The following is a 16,097-nucleotide window of genomic DNA, read 5'->3' on the forward strand; positions in this document are numbered from 1 at the left end:
CTCTCCAGGCCCCGTGGGCCCTGCTGTGCGGACGGCTCGACGAACGACGACAGCGGGTGTTCGAGCACACCCGTTGCGAGGCGGGTCCGTCCCGCCCTCCGTGGCCTTCAGGATAGTGCTCCGCGACGCAGTGGACCGTCAGGGCTGTTGGTCCGCCAGCATCTCCAGGAAGTGAACCCTCATGCGCTGCCGGTCGGGTTCGACGCCGGTGATCAGGCGGAAGGCATCCACGGCTTGCCCCACGGCCATGGCCCCGCCGTCCAGGACCTGGCAGCCGAGTTCTCGCGCGCGGGTGACAAGAGGGGTGTCAACGGGCAGGTAAATCACGTCTGCAACCCAGTGCTCGGCCGTGATCAGTTCCAGGTCGATCGGTGCCCCCGGGTGGTGGTGCATGCCGATCGGGGTGCAGTTGACCACCCCGTTCGCCTGCTCGACAGCTGGTTCGAGTCCCGCGGCGTCGGTCGCCCCCACGCGAGCGGAGGGGAAGTGAGGCGCCAGAGCGGCTGCGCGCTCCTTCGCCCGGTCCAGATCGAGATCGAACAACGTGAGGTCCTGCACCCCGGAATCCAGGAGGGCGTAGGCGACGGCCGAACCTGCCCCACCCGTGCCCAGCTGAACCACCTTGTCCTTCGCCGCATCCGGGAGCTCGGCGGCCAAGGCAGAGGCGAACCCGCTCTGGTCGGTGTTCTCGCCGATGAACTTCCCGTCGCGAATCAGGACCGTGTTGACCGCCTGCAGAGCGGCTGCACGTTCCGGAATCTCGTCCAGATGCTCGAGGACGATTTGCTTGCACGGGTGCGTGATGTTGAACGCGTTGAAGCCGAGATCGCGGCCGGCCCGCATGAGCTCGCCGACGTCCTCCCCGGACCGCCCGATCAAGGCCAGGTCCACGGGGCGGTACAGGTAGTGGAGTCCCTGTGCGGCAGCTTCGGCTTCATGCATGGGTGGCGTCAGGCTGGCGGTGATGCCGTCCCCGATCAGACCGATCAGATAGGACTCCTGTGTTGTGCTCATGGCTTGGGGTGACCTCGGCTCATTCCCTCGACGTTGCGGGCAGGCCCACACGGTATGGCCTGGGTCACGTGTCACGTGGATCGGTTGCACGCTGTTCCACGCGAGCCCCATGGCACCCTCAGCCGACGAGCCCCACCGCGTAGACGGTGCCTTCTCCCGTGACGCTCACGGGAGCGCCGTCGGTGCGGCACCACACGGAATGTCCCGCGGACAATTCGTGAGAGACATCAGGGTCCGTCTGCAGTTCCACGGAGCCCTCCGTGCACAACACCACGGTTGTGTCCTCCGGCAACTGCGCGGGGCGACCGGCGGCGGCTGTCGCGGACACCAACGTCAGCCGGTCGTCCCACAACGGGTAGTGGCGGAGCCCGTATGCCCCCGCGGTGGGCTGGATCGGGTCGCTGTCGGCCTGTTCGGGGGTCACGATCTTGAGCAACTCGTCCACGTCGATGTGTTTGGGGGTCAGCCCGGCACGTAGCACGTTGTCCGAACAGGCCATGAGTTCCACCGCCGTCCCCCGGAGGTAGGCGTGCAGCTGGCCGGCCGGCGTGAAGATCGCTTCCCCCGGTTCCAACACCACGTGGTTCATGCACAGCGCCACGAGCAGGCCGCGATCGCCCGGGTGACGTCCTGAGATGTAGCGCAGTAGAGCACCGAGTTCGTCGTGGGTGGGCAACCGTTCGACCGCGGCCAGGAGGTCGGCAAGCGCCACCTGAGCCTGCTCATCGCTCATGCGCAGGACGGCGGGCAGCACGGGTTCTCCGGAGGCCAGGATTTCTCGCAACCATTGCTGGTCAAGGGCCTCGGCCAGAACCGCCAACTCAGCTTCCCCACGCACACCGCTCAAGGATTCGACGCGCGTGACGGCCACTCCGATCTCGGGTTTGGGCTGCCGGTCCTTGTAGTTGCGCCCGGCCGCCGAGACGTCCACACCCGCGGCCTCTTCCCGCTGCCAGCCCTCTTCCGCCTGCTCCGGCGAAGGATGGACCTGGATGGAAAGGGGTGCGTCGATGGCCAGGATCTTCAACAGGAAGGGCAGGTCCCCGTCGTGCAACACGTCGGCCCGCCGGCCCACCAGGCGCTTCGGGTCCTCAGCCAGCAGGTCGATGATCGACCGTTCCTGCCCGTCAACGGTCAGCACGGACGGACCCGACGGGTGGGAGCCGACCCACAGCTCCGCCTCGGGATCCACGGACGGAACCTCCCGAGACTGCATGCGCGCCAGCACGGAACGCGAACCCCACGCATAGTTCTGAATAGGGTCCGTCGTCGAAAAGAACTCAGCCATGTCTCCATGGAAGCACAACGGCTTGAACGAGCGGCCCGGGGCACGGTGGTTGCCCGGTTTTGTCCCCCCACCTGCGCGCCGATGCCCTGCGCGCCAGGCGCTGTCGCACGGATCGGACAGCTGGGGTGAACTAAGGTTCCGACTATGACAATTGAGCTTTCCGAGTCCTTCAAGGCCTACGACGTACGCGGAATCGTCGGGGAGACCATCACCGCAGACACGGTTCGCGCCACCGGTGCCGCCTTCGTGGACGCCCTGGAGCTGGCGGGATCCACGGTGTTGGTCGGTGGCGACATGCGCCCGTCATCCCCTGAGTTCATGACCGCGTTCGCGGAGGGTGCCACCGCCCGTGGGGCCGACGTGGTCAAGATCGGTCTGATCTCCACGGACGAGCTGTACTTCGCGTGCGGCGTCATGAACGCGGCAGGTGTGACCTTCACTGCGAGCCACAACCCGGCGGCTTACAACGGGATGAAGATGTCCAAGGCGGGTGCCGTCCCGGTGTCCTCGGAGACGGGTCTCTACGACATCCGTGACCGCGCGCAGGACTACCTGGCAAACGGCATTCCGGCCGTGGAGGCCGTCGGCACCGTGACTGAACGCGACGTCCTCAAGGACTACGCGGAGTTCCTGCGGGGGCTCGTGGACCTCTCGGGTATCCGCCCGCTCAAGGTCGTCGTCGACGCCGGCAACGGCATGGGCGGCAAGACCACCCCTGCCGTGCTGGGCGACACCGTCCTTCCCGGCCTCCCGCTGGAGATCGTGCCCCTGTACTTCGAGCTCGACGGCACCTTCCCGAACCACCCCGCGAACCCGCTGGAGCCGGAGAACCTGGTGGACCTGCAGAAGGCCGTGGTAGAGCACGGGGCGGACATCGGTCTGGCCTTCGACGGCGACGCGGACCGCTGCTTCGTGATCGACGACAACGGCGATCCCGTGACCCCTTCCGCCATTGCGGCGTTGGTCGCCGAGCGTGAGATCGCCCGAGCCCAGGCCGACGGCGAGCAGGAGCCCGTGGTGATCTACAACCTGATCACCTCAAAGGCCGTCCCCGAGCTGGTGGAGGCCCGTGGCGGGCGCCCGGTCAAGACTCGCGTGGGTCATTCCTTCATCAAGGCCGTGATGGCCTCCGAGGGCGGCGTCTTCGGCGGCGAGCACTCGGCGCACTACTACTTCCGAGACTTCTTCAACGCGGACACCGGAATGCTGGCGGCCATGCACGTCCTGGCCGCGCTCGGGGAGCAGGATCAGCCGCTGAGCCAGCTCATGGACAGCTACTCGCCGTACGTCGCCTCCGGGGAGATCAACTCGGAGATCGAGGACAAGGCCGCGGCCGTGGACCGGGTCCGGGCCGCGTACGCCGATCAGGACGTCATCGTCGAGGACTCCGACGGGACGACCTTCACCTCCGCGAGTGAAGGATGGTGGTTCAACCTTCGTCCGTCCAACACGGAGCCCTTCCTGCGGCTCAACGTCGAGGCCGCTGACCAGGCGTCCATGGAAGGCGTGCGCGACCACGTTCTCGGGCTCATTCGCGCCTGAGATCGGGCAACCGAGTCAGGTCCGGGGCATGCTCCGGACCTGACGGAAACGTCGAAGGGGGCGTCCGCATTTCTGCGGACGCCCCCTTCGACGTTTCCAGTCCGGTCAGCCTTGGGCGTTCAGCCGCTCGCTCAGGCCGGCTTCCTCCTCGGCAAGCGCGACCGGGACGTCACCGAGCTTCCCGAACCACTCGTGGATGCCGGGCAGTTCCGCCCGCCACTCGTCGGCATTGACCGCCAGCGCCGCCTGGATCTCCTCGTCCGTGATCTCCAGACCGTCGAGGTTCAGGTCCTCGGGCGCGGGGACCACACCGACGGCGGTTTCCACGCCCCCGGCCGTACCGTCCACGCGGCGGCAGATCCAGTCCACCACGCGGCTGTTCTCGCCGAAGCCCGGCCAGGCGAAACCGCCGTCGGGAGTACGACGGAACCAGTTCACGTAGAACACCTTGGGCATGTTGGCGGAACCGTGGTTCTCGCCCAGGTCCAGCCAGTGCTGCAGGTAGTCGTTGGCGTTGTAGCCGATGAAGGGCAGCATGGCCATGGGGTCGCGCCGCACCACGCCCACGGCACCCTTGGCCGCGGCGGTGGTCTCCGAGGACAAGCTGGCACCCAGGAACACACCGTGCTCCCAGCCGAAGGACTCGGCGACCAGGGGGACCGTGGTCTTGCGGCGTCCGCCGAAGATGATCGCCGAGAGCGGGACGCCGTTGGGGTCGTCGTACTCCGGTGCCAGGATCTCGGCCTGCTTGATGGGCGTGCAGAACCGGGAGTTGGGGTGTGCCGCCGGGCGACCGGAGTCGGGGGTCCAGTCGTTGCCCTTCCAGTCCACCAAGTGAGCGGGAACCTCATCGGTCATGCCCTCCCACCACACGCCGCCGTCGTCGGTCAGGGCCACGTTGGTGAAGATCGTGTTGCCCTTGGCGATCGCCTTCATGGCGTTGGGGTTGGTCGACCACCCGGTGCCGGGCGCGACGCCGAACAGGCCTGCTTCCGGGTTGACGACGTACGCCTGTTCACCACGGAACCGGATCCACGCGATGTCATCGCCGACCATCTCCGCCTTCCAACCGGGGATGGTCGGTTCGATCATGGCGAAGTTGGTCTTGCCGCAGGCCGAGGGGAAGGCCGCCGCGATGTACTTGGTCGAGGCATTGGGGTCCGTGACCTTCAGGATGAGCATGTGCTCGGCCAGCCAGCCCTCGTCGTGGGCGATCGCGGAGGCGATGCGCAGCGCGTAGCACTTCTTGCCGAGCAGTGCGTTGCCGCCGTAGCCCGAGCCGAAGGACCAGATGGCGCGGTCCTCGGGGAAATGCACGATATACTTGGTCGGGCTGCAGGGCCACGGAACGTCTTCCTGCCCCGGTGCCAGTGGCGCACCGAGCGAGTGCAGGCACTCCACGAAGAAGGCGTCAGCGGCTTCCATCTTCTTGAGGACGTCGGAGCCGATCGTGGCCATGATGCGCATGGAGCACACGACGTAGGGCGAATCGGAGATTTCCACGCCGTACTTGGGGTCGTCGGCGTCCAGGTGACCCATGACGAAGGGGATGACGTACATGGTGCGTCCACGCATCGACCCGCGGAAGTGCTCCGTGAGGATGCCTTTCATCTCCTCCGGGTCCTCCCAGTTGTTGGTGGGACCGGCGCCGTACTTCGTCTCGGTGCAGATAAAGGTCCGTTCCTCGACCCGGGCCACGTCGTCGGGGTCGGAGAACGCCGCGAAGGAGTTCGGGAACTTGTCATCGGCAAGGCGGACCAAGGTGCCCGCCTCGACCATCTCGTCGGTCAGGGTCTTCCACTCGTCCGCGGACCCGTCGACCCAGTGAATGCGCTCCGGCAGGGTCAGGCGGGCCACTTCGCTCACCCATTCCAGCAGGTGCTGGTGGGTCGTGGGGGCTTGCTCGATCCCCCGCTGAGCCTCGGCGGAGAGTTCATTCAATGTGTCTGTGGGTTTCTGAGCCATGGACGTGTCTCCTCGTTGAGGCCGTGCATTACTTCTGACCACCGACTTCTCGGCCACCTCCGGAACCTCACCGTTGAGGTCCCTGCCCAGCTGAACACCGCCTGGTTGCTCCGATCACATGAGGATCACCTGAGGTGTAAGCCGAGGCGGAGCTGGCCGATCTTGTGGTGTGGTCTAAGTCTACCTGTTCCGTTGGTCACGACCCCGGGCAAGGGTGGCCAGAATCACACGATCATGACGGGCGGCGTACGTCACGAGCGGGCGCCATCACCGGAAGTCACCAGGATGTGGCCAACCTCACGAATTAGCACATGTTCACTTTGCGTATGTGCTCCATCACCCCCTACAGTGATCACGCGGATAATTAGGGCAGCCTAACCTTGCATGACTCGCATCATCCTGGGCCGGCGGTCGCTTCCGCCGGCACACAGCCGCCGATCCGATTCGAGACATCACAGGGGTAGACATGACCGTTCCTCGCCGCAGCCCGAGCACCGACAGCTTCCTGACGGGATCCCTGTCCCGGCGAAGCGCCCTCACCGGCATGGCCGCTTTCGGGGCCCTCGCTCTGGCGGGCTGCCAGACCGGCTCCGGCTCCCCGGAGGACGGCGGCAGCGAGTCCTCGGAGGGTTTCCCCCGCACCATTGGCCACGCCTACGGTTCGACGACGATCGACGAAGCCCCCAAGCGCGTGGCCACGATCGCCTGGGTCAACCAGGACGTGGTCCTGGCGCTGGGAGTGGTGCCGGTCGGCATTGCCGAGACCGACTTCGGCGGCAACGAGAACAAGTCGACGGACTGGTTCGACGACGCCCTGGCGGAAAAGGGCGGGGAGCAGCCCACCAAGTGGTCCGAGACCGACGGTCTGGACTTCCAGGCCATCGCGGCAGCTGAACCCGATCTGATCATCGGCGTCTACTCCGGCATGACGCAGGAGGACTACGACAAACTCTCCGAGATCGCCAACACCGTTGCACCGCCGGCAGACACCGCACCGTTCGGCACCCCGTGGGAGGAAACCACTCGCTTGATCGGCGAGGCGCTCGGGCGTGACCAGGAGGCAGAGGACCTGGTGTCCTCCGTCGAGGAGAAGATCTCCAAGGCCGCAGAGGAGAACCCCGATCTGGCGGGCAAGACCTTCATCTACGGCACCGTGGACCCGTCCGCCGAGGAGCAGATCAGCATCTACACCTCCGTCGACAACCGGCCGCGTCTCATGACCGCGCTGGGCATGGAGCAGGCTCCGGTCGTCGTGGAAGCCGAGGGCGACGATCCGACCGAGTTCTTCATCGGCTGGTCCCCCGAACGCGCCGACGAACTGGAGTCGGATGTCCTGATCACCTGGGCGGCCGATGAATCCGTGCGCGAGGACATCGAGTCGGACGACCTGCTCAACAAGATTCCGGCGGTGGCCGATGGCCACATGGTCCTGCAGACCGACGGCCAAGAGACCCTTTCAGTCTCCGCCGCCTCGCCCCTGAGCATCCCGTGGGCCCTGGAGAACGTGATCCCGCAGATCTCCGAAGCGGTCGGGGGCAGCGGGTCCACGGGCGAGGCATCGGCCACGGAATCCGCCGCAGCATGAGCCGGTCCCTACGGGTCACCCCGTGGGTCACGTTGGCCGTCGCAGTGATCCTCCTGATCGCCGCGACGGCCGCGTCGCTGTTCTGGGGCAGTCGATCCATCGACCCCGGCACCGTGGCGACGGTGCTCGGGAGGCTGCCGGGCATTCTGACGGGGCAGGACTCCGGTGCCGGCGCCGACATGGACACGGCAGTGGTCCTCAACCGCATTCCGCGAACCGTGACCGCGGTCCTGGTGGGCGCAGCACTGGCCGCCGCGGGCGCGGGCATGCAGGGGGTCAGCCGTAACCCACTCGGTGACCCGGGTTTGCTGGGGCTGTCCTCCGGAGCTGCAGCCGGCGTCGTGCTCGCCCTGGGGTGGCTCGGGGCGCACAGCAGCTGGCAGATCGCCCTGGCGGCACTGATCGGCTGCACCGTCGCGGCCGGACTCGTCTTCGGCCTCTCCCAAATCGGAGGGGGCGCGCCGACGCCCATCGGACTGACGCTCTCCGGCGCGGCGGTCAACGCCGGATTCGTCGCCGTGACCTCCGCCGTCGTCCTGACCAACCAAGCCGTCCTGGAGCGGTACCGGTACTGGAACGTGGGATCCGTGTCCCGTACGGACACCGGCGACCTGGCCACGGCGGCACCGTTGGTCCTGATCGGAGTTGCGCTGCTGCTGGCCGGGGCATCGGGACTCAACGCCATGGCCCTGGGCGATGAACTCGCCCACGGTCTGGGTGTCGACCTCGGTGTCCAGAGGGGCCTGGTCTTCGTGGGGATCGTGGTTCTGGCGGGCTCGGCGACAGCGATTGCCGGCCCGATCGCTTTCGTGGGACTGCTGGTCCCCCACGCCATCCGCCGCGTCGTGGGGGGAGACTACCGCTGGTTGATCGTCCTGAGCCTCCTCCTGGGCCCGGCCCTGCTGCTGGTGGCGGACACTCTCGGCCGCGTGGTGGCGCCGCCCCAGGAGATCTACGTGGGGATCACCACGGTGGTCCTGGGGGTTCCCGTGTTGCTGGCCCTTCTTCGTCGACGACGGGGGGTCACGCTGTGAAGGCCGCTTCCGTCCAGACCATCCGCCGCAGGCAGTCCCACCGGGGCCGCCTGCTGCTCGCGTCCCTGCTGATCGCGGTGCTGGTCATGATGGGCGTGCGGGTGTTGCTGGGTCAGTACACCGTCACCCTCCCGGACTTCTTTCGCATCCTGGCGGGCGAGCGCATCCCCGGAGCCACGTTCATCGTAATGCAGGACAAGCTGCCGCGCGCCCTGCTGGGTGCCGCCGCGGGACTGGCTTTCGGCATGGCCGGTGCCCTCTTCCGCACCGTGTTGCGCAATCCCCTGGCCAGCCCGGACGTCCTGGGCATCAACGCGGGCGCGGCGGCCGGGGCTGTGGCATCCATCTACTTCCTGGGGACCTCGGGCGCAGGCGTGGCCTGGGCGGCGCTGGTCGGGGCACTGGTCGCCGCCGGTCTGATCGCTGCGGCCTCCACCTCCTTGCACGCCGGGGCGGGCGCATCCGGGATCGTCGGTGAACGCTTCCTGCTGGCCGGGATCGGCGTCGGAGCACTGGGGCAGGCCGTCGTGGTCGGCGTCATGGCCCGACTGTCCACGCAGAACGCCCAGGGGGCCGCGGTATGGACCGCCGGTTCCCTCAATTCGTCCACCTGGGACCGTCTGGTCCTGGTCCTGGCGGTGCTCGTGGTCGCGGTTCCCCTCGCGGTGATCCTGCACCGGGCCATGGAACCCGCGTCCCTGGGCAAAGAGCTCGCCGTCGGCCTGGGGTCCCGCCCGGGCCTGATCCAAACGGGAACCCTGGGCGTGGGCGTGCTGCTCGCCGCCGTCGCAACGGCCTCAACGGGACCGTTGTCCTTCGTCGCACTGCTCGCCACCCCCATCGCAGCGGCACTGCACGGTGGACGGATCTCAGTGCCTGCCAGTGGCGCCGTCGGTGCCCTGATCGTCGTGTCCGCGGACATGGTGGGAGCCGAAATGTTCGGCGACGCACGGCTCCCCGCCGGAGTGATCACCGGAGCGATCGGTGCCCCCGTGATGTTGTGGCTGCTCGTGAAGCAGCGGAGAGGAGCTCAGTCATGAGTGACCTGCAGAGCACCCCGGTGTTCCGGACCGAAGGCCTGTCCCTCGGGTACGGGCCCCGGACCGCCGTGTCCGACGTCGACCTGGTCATCAATCCCGGGGAGACAACAGTGCTGATCGGGGCCAACGGATCGGGCAAGTCCACCCTGTTCAAGGGGCTGTCCCGGCAGCTGCCCCCTCGTTCCGGAAGGATTCAGTTCCGGTCCCAGGACCTGGGGCAACTGCGCCCCAAGCCCTATGCCCGCCAGGTCGCCCTGCTGCCCCAGTCCCCCGTGGTGCCCGAAGGCCTCACGGTTGCCGAGTTGGTGGCGCGGGGGCGGCATCCGCACCGGCGGTGGTGGGGTGCGCCCTCCCCCGGCGACGACGAGGCGATCGCTCGCGCCCTGTCCATGGTGGATCTGGAGCAGTTGGCCGAGCGCCCCGTGGACGAACTCTCCGGTGGCCAACGGCAGCGCGTGTGGATCGCGCTGGTCCTGGCACAGGACACACCCACCGTGCTCTTGGACGAACCCACCGCAGCGTTGGACCTGGCCCACCAGGTGGAGCTGCTGGACCTGATGCGCTCCCTGCGCCGCCCGGACGGCAGCCGGACCACCGTGGTGGCCGTCCTGCACGAACTGAACCTGGCCGCGCGCGTGGCCGACCGGGTGATTGCACTCAAGGAGGGAGGGGTGCAGGCGGTCGGGACGCCGGACGAGGTGTTCACCGAGCAGACTCTCTGGGAGGTCTTCGACCTGGAGGCCGAAATCGTACGGGACCCCACGGAGGGGCATCCCGTGGTGCTCCCGCGTGGCCGTCGCCGCGCAGCCGCGGAGCCGGAAGGCGCGCGCACCGAGCCGGGCGAGTCCACCGTCGAGGTTCCCGTGGGGATGGAGGCATCATGAGCGCCGCAGCTCAGCCAGTACCCGTGATCGCCTGTGCCGAGGTAGAGGTCACCGGAGTCGAAGACCTCTCACCGACGTTCCGTCGCGTCCGCCTGGCCGGCCCGGAGTTGGCCGAGTTCTCTCGAGATCTCATCGGCGACGGTGATCCCGTGGCGTGCCGCGACGCCTACCTCAAACTCCTGCTGCCGCCGGAGGGCACCGAGCCGACTCGCCCCGACCTGAGCATGGGGTACCGCGGGTGGTTCGCGCTGCCCCAGGAGCAGCGCGGCTATCTCCGTACGTACACCGCCCGATCGGCACGGTGGGTGGAACTCAGGGGTCAAGTGGTACCGGAGGTCACCCTGGACTTCGTCCTGCACGCAGCGGATCAGGGCCCCGGCGGACGCTGGGCCGCAAACGCCCGCCCCGGCGACCGGACCTACCTGTTGGGGCCCGGCCCCGGAGAATCACCGTGGTCCGCCTGGGGTTCCGGTCGCGCCCGACGGATCGTGGCTGTCGGGGACGAGACCGCTGTGCCGGCACTGCTGTCGATCGTCGAAGAACTCCAGGCCGAAGAGCAGCCCATCGATGCGGACGTCATCATGGAAGTGCCGCTGGCCGAGGACCTTCCGCTCGCGGAGTCCTCACCTTCGGTCCGCGTGCACGCCCTCCCCCGTTCAGAAACCGGTGCCCACGGGACGGGTTCCGTCCGCGAGTTGGCACACGTGCTGGATCTGCCGACCTTCTGCGTGGCGGACGTCCTCGCGGGTCGACGCCCGGAACGCGCCGTCGAGGCCACCGCGACGGAGGCGACCCCCCTCTGGGAAATCGCCGATCCCCGATCCGAGCGGGACACCTACGTCTTCCTGGCCGGTGAGGCGGCCAGCGTCAAGGCGTGGCGGCGGCTGTGCGTGGACGCCGCGGGCATCCCCAAGCAGAACGTGTCCTTCATGGGCTACTGGCGGCGCGGGCAGGCCGAGTCCTGAGCGGTTCCCGCGTGATCGGGCGAACAGCCGTGCGATTTGCGCAATGGACCGCGGTCCGCGTAATGTAATCCACTGTTCGCGAGCCCGGCAGGGCGGCGAACATCGGTCTGTGAGACCGGCGCGCCACTAGCTCAACGGATAGAGCATCTGACTACGGATCAGAAGGTTGGGGGTTCGAATCCCTCGTGGCGCACTTTTCATGAGCGGCCTGACTTGGAGGATCCAGGTCAGGCCGCTTTGCTGTGCGCGGGCAGCCCCGAAGAGCGCTCGGTCAGTACCTCGATCCGGCCACCGGCAGGTGCTCGAGCAATGCCAGGTCCTCGTCGTCCAACTCGACCTCCACGGCCCGAGCGTTCTCGGCCAGGTGTTCCAGGGAGCTCGTCCCCGGGATCGGCAGGGACACGCCCCCGGCACGGGCGGGCAGCATGGTCCAGGCAATCGCCACGGCTGCCATCGGAACACCGTGCTTTGCCGCCACGCTCCGGATCGGCGGCAGTACCACGTCGTCGTTGGTGGCCCTGGCCTCATCCGTGAACCGTGGATTGCGCGCACGGAAATCCCCCGCCGGGAACTGACGTCCACCCAGTGCGCCGGTGAGGTACCCGCGGCCCACCGGTGAGAAGGGAACGAACACCGCGCCGTTGTCCCGGCACCAGCCGATCACGTCGCCGGCAGGGTCACCGTCCGAGGTGTGGCCGGACCCGTCGGGGTCGCGGGTCCAGAGGGAGTATTCGGACTGGACCGCGGCCACGGGGTGGATCGCCTGGGCGCGCTGCAACTGCTCCACGGAGACCTCGGAGAGCCCGATGCTGCGCACCTTCCCCGATGTCACAAGTTCCGTCATGGCACCCCAGGTGTCCTCGAGCGGCACCTCCGGATCGATGCGGTGCACGTAGTAGAGGTCGATGACCTCTGCCCGCAGTCGCCTCAGGCTGTCGTCGATCGCGGTGCGGATGTATTCCGGGTCGCCGCAGCGTTCGGTCTTGGGCGGCTCCAACTGCTCGGCACGCAGTGCGACCTTGGAGCACAGGAACGTGCTGTCGCGGCGGTCGCGCAGAGCCGCCCCCACGAGTTCTTCGTTCGCCCCGCCGCCGTACAGGGTCGCGGTGTCCACGAAGTTCATCCCGGAATCCACCGCCTCGCGCACGACGTCCAGCTTGGCGCGCTCGGTCAGATCCGTCCGGTCCAGCACCCAGCTCAGGCCCATGGCCCCGTAGCCGACGGCCCCCACCCGATCACCGGTGGGGGTGAAAACGACTTCTCTCATGTCTCTCCTCAGATCCGTTCCGCGCGCGGGACGGTGAAATCGGTCAATCGTGCATCTGCTCCGTCCAGCAGGCCCCAGCCGCGGGTGGTCCTGAGGACCGCCAGACCGCTCGTCGGATAGCCCCCGGACAGGTCCATGACCGCGTCCATCTCCGAATCGGCGCCCGCCAGTCGCATGGCAAGGTCCTGGACGGCGGGTTGGTGGCAGATCACCATGAGCACCCGAACCGAATCCGGCACCGCGTTGATCTCCGCCAGCACCTGGGCCGCCGACGCCTCGTAGAGGCGCTCGGAAAGATTGGCCGTCGGCGCCTTGTCCCCCAGCTCGGAGGACACCCATGTGCAGGTCTGTCGGGTACGCAGGGCGGAGGAGCACAGGATCATCTCCGGTGCCAGCCCCGCCTCGAGCAGCCAGCGCCCGGCCAACGGCGCATCTGCTTCACCCGTGGAGCTCAGGGAGCGTTCGTGATCGTCCACTCCCCACCCCGCCCCTGCGGCGGCGTGGCGCATGAGGATCAGCACCCGTTCGTCATGGCGGTCTTCCGTACGCGCTGCACACATGGCGTCATGTTCTCACGAACGGACGACGGCGCCTTCCCCGGCCGAGCGGGGAAGGCGCCGTCGTGAATCGGCGGGAGCGCCGGTCAGATCGAGTATTCGGGGGCGGCCCAGACAACCACCTCGGGGTGGTCGTAGAACCGGTAGCCCTGGCCCCGCACCGTGCGCACGGTGTTCGCCAGACGACCGAGCTTGGAGCGCAGGCGCCGGATGTGTACGTCGATCGTGCGTTCGTTGGGAGTCTCCTCGGCGTCGCACCAGAGACTGCCGATGAGTTCCCCGCGCCCGACCGTGCGGGAGCCGTTCTCCACCAGGTAGTTGAGCAGCTCGAACTCTTTGTACGTGAGGTTCAGGATGTCGCCGTCGAGCAGAACTTCCCGGCGGGACAAGTCGATGAGAACGCCTGCCGACTGCGAGGCACGGGTTTCAGGATTCTGGCGAACCAGCGGCGGTGCCGGTTCTGTGCGCTGTTCACCCGAGGTTGGATCGCCGAGCGCGTTCCGCACGACCTCAAGATCGGTTCCGAGGGCACCGGTCTGGGCCAGTGCGACGGCGGCGTAGGTTTCTGCCTGGGGCGAGAGCTCCCCCACTGCGCGACGGAGATGCTGGACGACCTCGACCAGCGTGGTTCCGTCCTGAGCGGCTTTGGTCTCGTCCAGACCCACGTAGAGCACGAACCCCCGGGCTTCACTACCGGGAGTGGCACCGGTGGACTCCTGCGGGGCGAGTCGGCGGTCGGCATGCACGTCTCCGGGCTGTCCGTTGACCGCAGAACGCACGGTGGGGCGTGCAACCGGGCGTTGACCCGGCACAGCACCTTCGGCGAGAGCACTCTGATGGCGAACCGCAGCCGCCCTGTTTCGCTGCGAAATATGCACGTAGCCGGGGGCACCCGCCATAACTGCTCCTCGAATCCTTCGGGGCTCACGGAGCCCACCACCGACAAGAAGGTCAAGCCGGTATGCCGCTGCTCGTCTGCCTCAAGTCGCCCTAGCTCTCCCACAAGCAAGACGTTCGCCTCAGCACCGAAACCTGGGTACACACTGAAAGCGGCACGGACATCTTCCCGCGATTCACCCAGATAGATCAAGTAACAATCGTGTCAACGTCTCACATAATGAGACTTTGAGCTGAAAATCGACACTTTGGTCGCATCAGTCATCAAAGGCTGGTTTATCCGGGTCGCTCGGTATCGCCTTTCTGGGGGCATTTGCACTGAAAGCCAGCGATTCTCCGACTGAATTGGCGGACTAGCAAACACTTGATCTGAAGTCAACGAGTTGCCGAGTGGACCATGCGCATCTCACTATTCGAGATACGCATGAGTAGGTTTGCTCACTCACCACCTCTTGTGGTCGCCAGGCTGAACCCAGCGATGGCAGCACAAAGGCCGCCCCTCGGTGTCGAGAGACGGCCTTCCCCGCAGCGTGTGCTCGCCCGGGCCTGCAGGGGACCATGGCCCCCAGCGGGCCCGGTCCGTTCATCCGTTGCCCAGAGTGCGAGCGGCGCTCAGTCGACCACTCCGTAGAGCCGGTCCCCCGCATCACCCAGGCCCGGAATGATGTAGGCCTTCTCGTCGAGCTTTTCGTCCACGGCAGCCAGGACGACGTGCACGTCGTCGTCGTCCAGCTTGGCCTCCAGGGCTTCCAGTCCTTCAGGAGCAGCGAGCAGGCAGAGGCAGGTGACTTCGGCCGCCCCGCGCGTGCGCAGGAACTTGATGGCCTCCACCAGGGTGCCGCCCGTGGCCAGCATCGGATCCAGGACGTAGACCTGGCGGCCGGTGAGGTCCTCCGGCAGCCGCTCCGCGTAGGTCACGATGTCCAGGGTCTCTTCGTTGCGGGCCATCCCCAGGAATCCGACCTCAGCCGTGGGGACCAGCCGCGTCATGCCCTCCAACATGCCCAGACCGGCGCGGAGGATGGGGACGACCAACGGGCGCGGGGTGCTCAGCGCGGTGCCCGTGGCGGTGGCGACTGGGGTGGTGACCTCGACCGGCTCCACACGGACCTCCCGCGTGGCCTCGTACGCAATGAGGGTCACCAGTTCCTCGACCAACTGTCGGAATACGGGTGACGGTGTCTTCCGGTCGCGGAGGACGGTGAGCTTGTGGGCAACGAGAGGGTGGTCCAGGACTGTGACGCGCATGCCGCAAAATTAGCAGAGCACTGCCACCCCGGACCCCCGCCAGGTCAACCGCCCCACTGAGACTCCACCACCGCCACTTCACGAAGAAGGTGACCCATGGCCCCGATGCCACCGCACCACGGGATGCACTCCGCCCACGCACAGTGGATGAGGACGGCCCTTCACGTGGCCGAAGGGGCGAGAGACTCAGGGGACGTACCCATCGGCGCCGTCGTGGTCCGCAACAACGACGGCGAGGTGGTCGGCCGCGGGTACAACCGACGGGAAGCCGACCACGATCCCACGGCCCACGCCGAAGTGATCGCACTCCGGGAGGCCGCGGGTCGGCTCGGCCGGTGGCGGTTGGAGGACTGCACGCTGGTGGTCACGCTCGAACCCTGCGCCATGTGTGCCGGCGCCGCTGTGCTCGCGCGGGTGCCTCGGATCGTGCTGGGCGCCTGGGACCCGAAGGCCGGGGCGTGCGGTTCCGTCATGGACGTGGTTCGGCACCCCTCGTTGAATCATTGGACCGAGGTGCACGGCGGCGTACTCGCAGAGGAGTGCGCCGAACCCATCCGGGCATTCTTCCGCGAACACAGGGGCGCATGAGGCCCCAGATTTTGATGCTCCCAGCCCGCTCGGCTACGATTCTCGCGCTGGTGACGTGTCCGAGCGGCCGAAGGTGCATCACTCGAAATGATGTTTGGTGTAAAAGCCAACGAGGGTTCAAATCCCTCCGTCACCGCCAGCCACGAAGGCCCCTGCAGCCCCGGAAAGACGGGAAAGCGGGGGCCTTCGTCATGCCCCGACCTGGTTGAGTTCCGGGGGCCGT

At 67.3% G+C, this 16,097-nt stretch carries 14 protein-coding genes and 2 tRNA genes; 9 read left to right on the plus strand and 7 right to left on the minus strand.

The window, feature by feature from the left end; genetic code table 11:
* Positions 1–138: 138 nt before the first annotated feature.
* Together EDL96_RS00885 and manA are read right to left on the minus strand one after the other, a co-directional pair.
* Positions 139–1,014: a shikimate dehydrogenase gene (locus tag EDL96_RS00885; protein WP_123823569.1), complete on the minus strand. Its 876-nt coding sequence runs from the start codon at positions 1,012–1,014 to the stop codon at positions 139–141.
* 118 nt (positions 1,015–1,132) lie between these two features.
* Positions 1,133–2,302 carry a mannose-6-phosphate isomerase, class I gene (manA, locus tag EDL96_RS00890; RefSeq protein WP_123823570.1) on the minus strand — a complete coding sequence of 390 codons (1,170 nt, stop codon included), beginning with the start codon at positions 2,300–2,302 and terminating at the stop codon, positions 1,133–1,135.
* 144 nt (positions 2,303–2,446) lie between these two features.
* On the opposite strand from manA, the gene EDL96_RS00895 reads away from it, so the two are divergent.
* Positions 2,447–3,844, plus strand: coding sequence for a phosphomannomutase/phosphoglucomutase (locus EDL96_RS00895; protein WP_123823571.1), 1,398 nt, complete (start codon positions 2,447–2,449; stop codon positions 3,842–3,844).
* Between the two features lie 105 nt (positions 3,845–3,949).
* Here the strand turns inward: EDL96_RS00895 and EDL96_RS00900 are convergent, their stop codons facing one another.
* On the minus strand, positions 3,950–5,809 hold the full coding sequence (locus EDL96_RS00900; protein WP_123823572.1) for a phosphoenolpyruvate carboxykinase (GTP): 1,860 nt from the start codon (positions 5,807–5,809) through the stop codon (positions 3,950–3,952).
* Between the two features lie 466 nt (positions 5,810–6,275).
* Here EDL96_RS00900 and EDL96_RS00905 point away from each other — a divergent pair, with 466 nt between their 5' ends.
* From EDL96_RS00905 to EDL96_RS00930, 6 genes are all read left to right on the plus strand, one after another.
* Positions 6,276–7,394, plus strand: a complete 1,119-nt coding sequence (locus EDL96_RS00905; protein WP_199732499.1) for an iron-siderophore ABC transporter substrate-binding protein — start codon at positions 6,276–6,278, stop codon at positions 7,392–7,394.
* Positions 7,391–8,428, plus strand: coding sequence for a FecCD family ABC transporter permease (locus EDL96_RS00910; protein WP_123823573.1), 1,038 nt, complete (start codon positions 7,391–7,393; stop codon positions 8,426–8,428). Before EDL96_RS00905 ends, EDL96_RS00910 begins: the two co-directional genes overlap by 4 nt.
* Positions 8,425–9,468 carry a FecCD family ABC transporter permease gene (locus EDL96_RS00915; RefSeq protein ID WP_233568578.1) on the plus strand — a complete coding sequence of 348 codons (1,044 nt, stop codon included), beginning with the start codon at positions 8,425–8,427 and terminating at the stop codon, positions 9,466–9,468. Before EDL96_RS00910 ends, EDL96_RS00915 begins: the two co-directional genes overlap by 4 nt.
* A complete protein-coding gene (locus EDL96_RS00920; RefSeq protein WP_123823574.1) occupies positions 9,465–10,352 on the plus strand; it encodes an ABC transporter ATP-binding protein in 888 nt (295 codons plus the stop codon). The genes EDL96_RS00915 and EDL96_RS00920 overlap by 4 nt, the downstream gene beginning before the upstream one ends.
* Positions 10,349–11,317 (plus strand): siderophore-interacting protein, encoded by a 969-nt coding sequence (locus tag EDL96_RS00925; protein WP_123823575.1) that lies wholly within the window; start codon positions 10,349–10,351, stop codon positions 11,315–11,317. The genes EDL96_RS00920 and EDL96_RS00925 overlap by 4 nt, the downstream gene beginning before the upstream one ends.
* A gap of 120 nt (positions 11,318–11,437) precedes the next feature.
* Positions 11,438–11,510 (plus strand) — tRNA-Arg (locus tag EDL96_RS00930).
* A gap of 78 nt (positions 11,511–11,588) precedes the next feature.
* Here the strand turns inward: EDL96_RS00930 and EDL96_RS00935 are convergent.
* The 4 genes from EDL96_RS00935 to upp form a co-directional block, all read right to left on the minus strand.
* Entirely contained in the window at positions 11,589–12,584 is a 996-nt protein-coding gene (locus tag EDL96_RS00935; RefSeq protein ID WP_123823576.1) for an aldo/keto reductase, read from the minus strand.
* Positions 12,585–12,592: 8 nt separating this feature from the next.
* A complete protein-coding gene (locus EDL96_RS00940) occupies positions 12,593–13,144 on the minus strand; it encodes a SixA phosphatase family protein (protein WP_123823577.1) in 552 nt (183 codons plus the stop codon).
* 83 nt (positions 13,145–13,227) lie between these two features.
* Positions 13,228–14,040, minus strand: a complete 813-nt coding sequence (locus EDL96_RS00945; protein ID WP_123823578.1) for a winged helix-turn-helix domain-containing protein — start codon at positions 14,038–14,040, stop codon at positions 13,228–13,230.
* A gap of 610 nt (positions 14,041–14,650) precedes the next feature.
* Positions 14,651–15,286 (minus strand): uracil phosphoribosyltransferase, encoded by a 636-nt coding sequence (gene upp / locus EDL96_RS00950; protein ID WP_123823579.1) that lies wholly within the window; start codon positions 15,284–15,286, stop codon positions 14,651–14,653.
* 105 nt (positions 15,287–15,391) lie between these two features.
* Between upp and tadA the strand changes: the two genes are divergently transcribed.
* Together tadA and EDL96_RS00960 are read left to right on the plus strand one after the other, a co-directional pair.
* The gene (gene tadA, locus EDL96_RS00955) at positions 15,392–15,874 is read left to right on the plus strand and encodes a tRNA adenosine(34) deaminase TadA (RefSeq protein ID WP_123823716.1); all 483 of its coding nucleotides are present in this window, start codon (positions 15,392–15,394) and stop codon (positions 15,872–15,874) included.
* A gap of 49 nt (positions 15,875–15,923) precedes the next feature.
* A tRNA-Ser gene (locus EDL96_RS00960) sits at positions 15,924–16,013 on the plus strand.
* Positions 16,014–16,097 lie beyond the last annotated feature (84 nt).

The sequence above is a fragment of the Kocuria soli genome, assembly GCF_003797835.1.
Taxonomy (GTDB): Bacteria; Actinomycetota; Actinomycetes; order Actinomycetales; family Micrococcaceae; genus Kocuria; species Kocuria soli.